General features: G+C 53.4%; 9 protein-coding genes. 4 read left to right on the top strand and 5 right to left on the bottom strand.

Going from position 1 to position 8,067, the window contains the following annotated elements; genetic code table 11:
* The first annotated feature begins 353 nt into the window (after positions 1 to 353).
* A complete protein-coding gene (locus GTP27_RS23015) occupies positions 354 to 521 on the top strand; it encodes a P-loop NTPase family protein (RefSeq protein WP_161041424.1) in 168 nt (55 codons plus the stop codon).
* Positions 522 to 1,107: 586 nt separating this feature from the next.
* Here the strand turns inward: GTP27_RS23015 and tnpC are convergent.
* The 5 genes from tnpC to GTP27_RS22990 form a co-directional block, all read right to left on the bottom strand.
* Positions 1,108 to 2,670 (bottom strand): IS66 family transposase, encoded by a 1,563-nt coding sequence (gene tnpC / locus GTP27_RS23010; protein ID WP_161041423.1) that lies wholly within the window; start codon positions 2,668 to 2,670, stop codon positions 1,108 to 1,110.
* Between the two features lie 30 nt (positions 2,671 to 2,700).
* A complete protein-coding gene (gene tnpB / locus GTP27_RS23005) occupies positions 2,701 to 3,048 on the bottom strand; it encodes an IS66 family insertion sequence element accessory protein TnpB (RefSeq protein ID WP_161041422.1) in 348 nt (115 codons plus the stop codon).
* Complete coding sequence (gene tnpA, locus GTP27_RS23000) at positions 3,045 to 3,422, bottom strand: IS66-like element accessory protein TnpA (RefSeq protein ID WP_161041421.1); 378 nt, start codon at positions 3,420 to 3,422, stop codon at positions 3,045 to 3,047. The genes tnpB and tnpA overlap by 4 nt, the downstream gene beginning before the upstream one ends.
* A gap of 298 nt (positions 3,423 to 3,720) precedes the next feature.
* Positions 3,721 to 3,921 carry a hypothetical protein gene (locus GTP27_RS22995; RefSeq protein WP_161041420.1) on the bottom strand — a complete coding sequence of 67 codons (201 nt, stop codon included), beginning with the start codon at positions 3,919 to 3,921 and terminating at the stop codon, positions 3,721 to 3,723.
* On the bottom strand, positions 3,918 to 4,571 hold the full coding sequence (locus GTP27_RS22990) for a hypothetical protein (RefSeq protein WP_161041419.1): 654 nt from the start codon (positions 4,569 to 4,571) through the stop codon (positions 3,918 to 3,920). Before GTP27_RS22990 ends, GTP27_RS22995 begins: the two co-directional genes overlap by 4 nt.
* Before the next feature lie 552 nt (positions 4,572 to 5,123).
* Between GTP27_RS22990 and GTP27_RS22985 the strand changes: the two genes are divergently transcribed.
* From GTP27_RS22985 to GTP27_RS22975, 3 genes are all read left to right on the top strand, one after another.
* Positions 5,124 to 5,804, top strand: coding sequence for a hypothetical protein (locus tag GTP27_RS22985; protein ID WP_161041418.1), 681 nt, complete (start codon positions 5,124 to 5,126; stop codon positions 5,802 to 5,804).
* 64 nt (positions 5,805 to 5,868) lie between these two features.
* Positions 5,869 to 6,891 (top strand): restriction endonuclease, encoded by a 1,023-nt coding sequence (locus GTP27_RS22980; RefSeq protein ID WP_161041417.1) that lies wholly within the window; start codon positions 5,869 to 5,871, stop codon positions 6,889 to 6,891.
* Between the two features lie 224 nt (positions 6,892 to 7,115).
* Positions 7,116 to 8,067, top strand: a 952-nt coding sequence (locus GTP27_RS22975; RefSeq protein WP_202417025.1) for a hypothetical protein, incomplete at its 3' end; no start/stop codon positions are given.

Genomic DNA, 8,067 nt, shown 5'->3' with positions numbered 1-8,067 from the left:
CAGCACCAGGCATGCAGCCTGCTGTTTGAACTCCGGGGAAAACGTACGTCTCTGCTTGCTCATCAAACACCTCTCCATGGCGAGTATTCTCGCCTAAATCAGTGTCCGGATACATTAAACCACTACATTCAAACGGATTCAACTTAACTATGGGAAGCTTTGCAGATGCGCTACATCGCCTCAGAAAGGAAGCAAAGAAGAAGGAAAACGCCGTTGGCGGAAAGAGAATAAATACCTCCAGTACAGCAGAAAAATCGAAGGCAGTTCCAGCAGCATTACCAAACAGTGGGCCTAAGACATTTACCTTTGATGTCCACGAAGAGATTAAATTTTAGATTAATTGAAGGATTGAAATGAACAATATTCACATGGTTCTGACTGTTAAGGGTGGCGTTGGAAAATCTTTTATTGCCGCAATTCTCGCGCAGCACTTTGGCGAGGGCACCTATCTGGCAGATACTGACCCAGGTAATCCTACATTTAGCAGTTACAAAAAACTAGGTGCAAAGCACATTATGTAGCAGGAGTCATAAACTGAGATTTTGGGACGCATCCGTTGAGATTTTTATCCAAAGATGCGTCTCGATAGCTCTGAGTGGGACAGCCTGCTACCTGTATAATAAAACTGTAGCCCATCGTGATCCCTCTTCCGCCCCTGCTTATTGCAGAGACATAAAGTCGGTGATGCCACTTTGGTATAGAGTCAAAAGCCACCTTCGGGTGGCTTTTGACTTTCATGCTTTCCTACTGTTACCTTCTAGCCTCGTCGTAGGGCGCCAAAGTATATGCAACTGGCGTCACAATTCTGCGACTGATGGCCGGAGTTGATGCACTCCCCCTACTTCCCTGGCACCGCAGCGCTGACTGCCGCGGTCTGGTTGCAAGAACTGCGGCGGAGCGGTAGGTCAGTCGCAAGAAGTCCCGCACCAGCCGCACTATGGCGCCGGCGCACCTATGCTAAATTATAAAGATGCCCCAAAACGGGGGAAGGTGCCCGATCACTGCGAAATTGCTTACGCTGAGCGAAGGTAAGCGTCAATTCAGCGCCGTCTTGAGCACAGCGTCACGTTAATCGATGATGTTCCCAACACCGCTGGGAAGCGGAGTTTAAGCGTCGGCGAGTTTGTCGGCGCAGTTCCAGGGCAGGAAGTCGTCCACCCGGTTCACAGGATGGTCGGCGATATGGGCAAGCACGTAGCGCAGCCAAGCCTCGGGGTCGACACCGTTAAGCTTGGCCGTTCCAATCAGCCCATACATGGCGGCAGCGCGTTCGCCGCCACTGTCCGCCCCCGCAAAGAGGAAGTTGCGGCGGCCCAGGGCCACGCCGCGCAGGGCCCGCTCGGCGGCGGAGTTGTCGATCTCGATGCGGCCGTCATCGCAATAGCGGGTCAGCGCAGGCCACAGTTTGAGCGCGTAAAGGATGGCGGCCGCCGTATCGGATTTGCGCGACAGCGTGGCGAGTGTGGCATGCAGCCATCGCTCCAAGTCGTCGAGCAATGGTCTGGCATGCTGCTGGCGAACGGTGCACCGCTCGTCAGGCGGTTTGCCTCGTATGCCGTCTTCGATGGCGTACAGTTCACCGATCCGCCGCAGCGCTTCGGTGGTCAAGGACGATGGCCGCGCTGCATGCAGGTCGTAAAACTTGCGGCGGGCGTGTGCCCAGCAAGCTGCTTCCAGCACCCGGCCGCTGTCGTAGACGGCATTGAAGCCGGCATACGCGTCGGCCTGCAGGATGCCGCTGAAGTTGGCTAGGTGCGCCTGCGGATGCTCGCCTTTGCGGTCCGGCGTGTAAGCAAACCAGACGGCTGGTGGCGTGCCATCGCCGCTAGCACGGTCATCGCGCACGTAGGTCCATAGACGCGCTGTGCGCGTCTTGCCATGGCCGGGCGCCAGCACCGGCAGCGGTGTGTCGTCGGCGTGCAGCTTGGCGGCGGCAAACACATGGCGGCGCAGCGCATCGACCAAGGGCCGCAGCAGCGCACCAGCGGCGCCGACCCAGCTAGCCAGCAAGGCGCGCTCCAGCTCCACGCCTTCGCGCGCGTAGATGGTGCTTTGACGGTACAGGGGAATGTGGTCGGCGAACTTGGCCACCAGTACATGCGCCAGCAGGCCGGGACCGGCCAAGCCACGTTCTATCGGCCGGCTGGTGGCCGGTGCCTGTACGATAGCGTCGCAGCAGGCGCATGTCAGCTTGGGACGCACATGGCGGATCACACGGAAGCTGGCCGGGACATACTCCAGCTGCTCGGAAACGCTTTCGCCCAGCTGTTTCAGCTTGCCGCCGCAGGCCGGACAGGCTTCATTGGCGGGCAGCTGCACGCGTTCCTCGCGCGGCAAGTGGGCCGGCAAGGGCTTGCGCTCGGCCTTTTTGCGCGGCGCCACTTCCACCGGCGCTTGCGCTTCCATCACAGCCGCTTCGGCCTCTAGATCTTCCAGCTGTAACTCCAGCTGCTCAATCTGCTGATCCAGCTTTTCCGAACGGCGACCGAACTGCATGCGCTTCAGCTTTGCCAGCACCAACTTCAGATGCTCGATTTCTGCGGTGCGAGTGGACAGTTCCGCGCTCAGGTGTGCTACCTTCGCCTCGCTGGCCAACAACGCGGCATCGCGTGCCAGCAGCATGGCTTTGAGCGCTTCGATATCGTTGGGTAGGTCGGCGGCGTTGAGCATGCGACCCAGTTTACGCGGGTCGTATCATGTTTACAAGGCCGATTGTGGCCGCCAGGTACGCTCAGGGCGGCGCCAGTCGATTCCTTCCAGCAGCATCGACAACTGGGCCTGCGTCAGCGCCACGCTGCCGTCGTTGGCCTGCGGCCAGACGAAGCGGCCACGCTCTAGGCGTTTGGCCAACAGGCACAGGCCGTCGCCGGTCCACCACAGCAGCTTGATCAGGTCGCCGCGTCGGCCACGAAATACGAACACGTGGCCACTGTACGGGTCTTCCTCCAACGCCGTCTGCACTTTCGCCGCCAAGCCATTGAAGCCGGAACGCATGTCGGTGATGCCGGCGGCAAGCCATACCTTGGTCCCGGCAGGCAGACCAATCATCGCAGCACCCGCTCCAGCACTTGCGCCAGCGTGGCGGCATTGGCATGACCTTCGATACGCAGCCGCACGCGCCCGATCTCAAGTGTGATGGCGCCATCAGCTTCCCCCTGCGGGGCTTGCGGTGGTGCCGCCACTACCACCGGCACCAAGTCGCTCTGCTGCACCGGCGCAGCTGCCACCAGTTGCCCCGCCTCGTGCAGCTTGCGCCAGCTGAACACCTGGTTTGCATTGACACCGTGCTCACGCGCGATGCGCGCTACCGAGACGCCAGGCTGCATCGCCAATTCCACGAGCATGCGCTTGAACTCTGGCGAGTGCTGACGATACTTGCCTCGCCGCCCGCGCTGGGTGACTGGTTGAAAATTTGTGTCCATAATCGAATTTGTGGGCACAACTGCTGTGCCAAAATTCGATCATGGGCGGACGCGATCACCGCGTCCAGACGGTGCTGGCTTTACGCTTACGAGCGAAGTCAGTCGCAAATCAGATCAAAATCATGTACACCCCATCCCCCCAGCTTGATTGCATCGCGGGGAAAGACATGCCCGGCCTCGCACGTAATTTCGTCACCATCCGCGTGCGTCGGTACAATCTCAACTGCGGGTGGGATTCTGAAATGAAAAAAGGGCCTTTAAAAGGCCCTTTTGTGTAAGTCGGACTTCGATCACGCAATTAAGCGATATCGAACTCGGTCACTTCTTCAGCATAGCCAAATGCGACCATGTCACGCAGGAAGTTCGCTTCCAATTGTTCAGCCGTGAGGCTTGCATTCACAACATGCACCTTTGCCACTGGCTTTGGCGTTGCAACAATGCGACGCAGCGGCGAAAGACGTGACTGCACACGAAACGCCATCAATTTATGGTACGTCATACACTCACTCCTTTCAAAGTCAGATAGTTAGATAAATGTTGCGACTGAGCACTAGTTTCTCTCACATCAAAGTTCATGATACATCCTTGCTTCTGATTTATCCACCATTTTTTACCCTCGGCGGACCCATAAAGCTGGCTTATGAGAGTGCAGTTCGACAACGTTGATGGCAAGTTGACCAGCATTTCTGGAGGTATTTTAGCGTCAAACCCTAAGGTAGGCCACACCGCATAGCCGACTAACGCCTTGCCGGGTTTTTTAGCACCTGCATAAGTAGTGATGTTCGGAATACCCAGTTCACGCGCGGCTTTCACCTGACGTGCGAAGATACGGGTCCCCATACCAGGGCCAGGCCCACCCGCTGATTGAGGAAGGATATGCAAATTAAAATTCCAGAGCCGCAGGTAGCCTTCTGCATCTATCGACACCCTTCGTGCAGATGGGTGCTCGTAGAACGGATGGACCACTTCGATCATCACACCAGAAACCTGATTGGTAAAAGTAAATTTCGCGCCATCTGGGGCGCCAGAAAGACGCGCCAGTTGTAGTGCGGTGAGCTTCTTGCCCGCAAACGAAAACGACTCTATACCTTGCAAACCAAGGTTGAAGCTATCGTTGAAATGTTGGGCGGAAAGATGATCTTTTTGCATGTAAAGTATTCACTCTTATTATCTCAAGTAATTATAAACAAATTATTGTGCTCGAAACGGCCATGTGGCTTGCAGCCCTCCTCTCTTGGCAAAATTTTGATGCAGCGCATCTTGTTGAAGGAGGGTAACCTAGGCCATTAGGCCCCCGCACGCGTAACAAGAATCAATGACGATCTTGGAATGATCACAACTTCATTTTCGCTAGTTACAATTTCGCCACCATCCAAAGCTAGGCCGTCGGACTCATGTAAGTGTACGGTGCGAACTGTAACGTCATAGCCGTTTTCTCGCGACAGAAGGATCAGGACGTCGCCTGGCACCAGATCACGCAGATGACGGGCAGCTGGCCGCCAGCGCTCGTGGTGAGGAATTCGAGTTTCACCTTGGCGAGACCGCTTTGGAGCTTTTGCATGAGCAGACGGCCATGTCAGGTCACGTAGCCGTACGGGAATACTCAACTCACAAAACCTACGCGGCTACTAGGTTATGTACAAAGCGTGCCGCCTCTTCAGGGACGCATATTTTTTGATCGGGCTTTGAGGGACGCACGAAATGGATACAGAAGATAAGCTGCGAACAGCAGTTCAGGCGCTGCAACCCGATTCTCGGATGATGTCTAGAATTTCAGCGGACGACGGCACGATACGCAACAGGACACTCGAAGATCAGTACGAAATTATCAGCCGCTTTGTCTTGGTGGCGACGACGCCAGAATCTGTCCGCGTTCATTTCGAAACAGCAAAAAATCTATATTTGTATGCCTGGTTCGTTTACCGCTTCTACATGGTAGCTGAGCATTACGTCTTCTCTACACTGGAAATGGCACTTCGTGGACGACTCCATGCTCACTTCACGCAAAAGCAAATAAAGCGACCACCTGGTCTTGCGGAGCTGTTATCAATGGCCGCAACACTAGGATATTTAGACAACGCCAAACTTCCTTCGCGCGAGGCCCGTGCATTGGAGATGGCCCAGAACAGATTCAGTCACGAGATAACTGCCCGGATGATGAGAGATGGTGTAACTTCGATGACAGTAGACTACAGCTCTGTTCAGCCAACAGAAGAAGACCTGGCGTTTGACTGGATCGGCCACTTCGCAGCCCATCTTCCACTTCAACGAAACATGCACGCTCATGGCAGCGATCATCTGTACCCAAATGTTCTGTGGACTTTTGAGATCGTCGCTGAATTGATAAATCAGCTCTATGAAGACACGAAGGATGCTCCATAATTTACGAAGAGCCGTAATGCCGATATGATTAGACCTTCAGTAACGTGTTTCAGAACGAGTTTAAATGAGCAACCATACACTTTGGGGTATTCATGCCGGCCGCACGGGCGATGCTGATACGCTGTTCATAAATAACGACGTGGTAGCTCTAGGCTGGCACGCGATTGGAGACCTAACGCAATTAAAACCGACGCGTGAGGCCTTTAAGGAAAAATATGCTCAGACCTACGTTGATGCGGCGAAGGCTAAACCAGGAACTGTCCCGACATCTGCTGGGCAACTCTACCGTTTTGCTCATGAGATGAAAGAAGGTGATCTGGTAGCCTATCCTTCAAAGAAGTCCAAACTGATACATCTCGGACGCATTACGTCCTCATACAAATATGATGGGACCGGGGCTGCCGGTTACCCGCAACGTCGCTCCGTCAGATGGCTTAAGGCTATTCCACGATCACATTTTTCCCAAGGTGCCCTCTACGAAATTGGGTCTGCACTGTCCGTTTTTGTTATCAAAAATTATGCTGAGGAATTTCTTAGCGCAATCGAAGCGTCTCAAGAACCGCCTGCTGTGCCAGTAATAAGCGACGATTCCGTTGAGGAAATCAGCCAAGATATCGAAGAGAACACACGTGACTTTGTGCTCAAAATTCTAGCACAGCAAACAAAAGGCCATCCTTTCGCAGATTTTGTAGCAAATCTATTGCAAACAATGGGCTACAGGACCCGAGTCTCTGCTGAGGGCCCCGATGGAGGGATCGATATCGTAGCGCATAAGGATGAACTGGGATTCGAGCCACCGATTATTAAAGTTCAATGCAAGAGTTCCGAAGGTGGTATCGGCGATCCGCTCATCTCTCAGCTTTACGGGAAAGTCGCTCCAAATGAATTTGGGCTATTCGTCACTCTGGGGTACTTCACTAACCAAGCCATCCAGTTTGCTCGTAGCAAGAGCAACCTGCGATTGATCGACGGCGACGACTTAGTCGCACTGATACTTGAACATTATGAAGCGCTAGATTCCAAGTATAAAGGCCTGATCCCACTTCGACGTGTCTATATTCCTGCTCCCGCCCCTAATGCGGTTTAACATAAAATGATATCCTCCCCAATTCGAGATTTTTGTAGGAATATTTCAGTCATTTCACGAAAAAAATACCGCATCTCGTTATTGGTGTTTAATTCTTCGATTTATACCGGCAAAAATTTACCATAATCGATATCTTACATGCGTTCCGATACCTTCTTGTTTCGTACGGCTGGAGAATTAGATCATGATTGTCTCTGTGACCGAATATCAAAGGCCGAGAAATAATGGCATCTAAAAAAGAGGGATTTTTAGTCTACTTTGACGAGGCTCGACTCGATCAATTACTTGATAAAGGATCTTCCGGTATTCCTACTACGTTTTCAGATGCGTTGAGCATTCGCGACTGGAATGTCGGTAAAGTTTGCGTCGCGTTGCTCGGTTTTTCGGAGTCAACCATTGACTACATTTGCCTAGCCAAACGAGGCAAAACGGTTGTCACTGCAAAACAGCGCGTCGAGTTCACTTCGTTTGTTGGCCTTGAAAGTATTCAAGTTTCAGATATCACCTCCCGGTTGGGAACAGGAATTAAATCACATTTCATTCGCGCATCTAGTGGTGTGGGAGGCGCGTTTCCGGCGGCCACATGGCATTCCCTCATCGCTGCGCTCAAAGAACTTCGTCCACATATTGCGGCTGAAATCGACAGAGTTTTATCTCTTCAGCGTCTTTCGGGGGTTCGATTGAGCGGTCCAACTGCTGAGGTCGCGTTGCAGGAGCGAGAGGCTGTTGGTATCTCGCTAGATATATTTTCTGGCGGTACCGGACTGCGTGAAGAAGTACTGAGTCAGTGGGCGCCTGTGGAAACGGATGTTATCCTGAACGCTGACGGCGAAACTGGGACCTTAAAACCCGCTAAAGAATCGTCATTCTTATTCGGGCTCCCTAGTCGTCATATACAGGAAGAGTCCGCACTGCAACATGATCTTATGAACTGGCAAGGCGCCACAGCGCTGCATCAACTTGGCGGTTCCACCTTTAATCTGGGTGATCGGCGACTGGACGTTGTTTATGCGAATCGCAATTCCCTGGAAACGACCATGGGGGTAGACCCATGCCTTTATACACAACTCGGCTTCAGTCGTAGGCCGAGTTCATTTCTCGTAGCGCTTCAGCGACGAGTCGTATCTTGGTCAGCCCCTTCCAGATCGCTTTCACACCTGGCTCGCCATCTCCTTT

This window comes from Duganella qianjiadongensis (assembly GCF_009857915.1).
Taxonomy (GTDB): Bacteria; Pseudomonadota; Gammaproteobacteria; order Burkholderiales; family Burkholderiaceae_D; genus Rugamonas; species Rugamonas qianjiadongensis.
Note: the sequence above shows the minus strand (reverse complement) of the source record. Positions and strands in the feature narration are given on the sequence as shown.